Source organism: Adlercreutzia sp. DFI.6.23 (genome assembly GCF_024462535.1).
Classification (GTDB): Bacteria; Actinomycetota; Coriobacteriia; order Coriobacteriales; family Eggerthellaceae; genus Adlercreutzia; species Adlercreutzia rubneri.
In genome coordinates, this window is record NZ_JANGBP010000667.1 from 1 (window position 1) to 293 (window position 293).

1 protein-coding gene is annotated in these 293 nt (G+C 72.4%); it reads right to left on the reverse strand.

Annotated elements, in window-relative coordinates; all coding sequences use genetic code 11:
• On the reverse strand, window positions 1-293 hold a 293-nt coding region (locus tag NE591_RS15000), incomplete at both ends, for a LysR family transcriptional regulator substrate-binding protein (protein WP_256157074.1).

A 293-nucleotide genomic window follows, 5' to 3' on the forward strand; every position in this document is an offset into this window, starting at 1 on the left:
TGGCCAGCGGGTGGTCTGGCGGCAGCACGGCCACCATGGCGTCGTGGGACAGCGGCGTCCAGCGGCAGTCGATCTCGCGGCGGCTCATTAGCGAGAAGTCGATGGCGCGCTGCGCCATGCCGGCCGCCAAGGTGGAGCTGTTCGCGTGCTCGATGCGCACCTGGATGCCGGGGTGCTCGGCGCTGAAGGCGGTAATGGTGGAGGCTAGGGCGCGGTAGAGCGGTCGGTAGGCGCTGCCCACGGTGAGCGTGCCTGCCTCCAGGCCGCGCACGGCGGCGGCCTCGTCGCGGCAG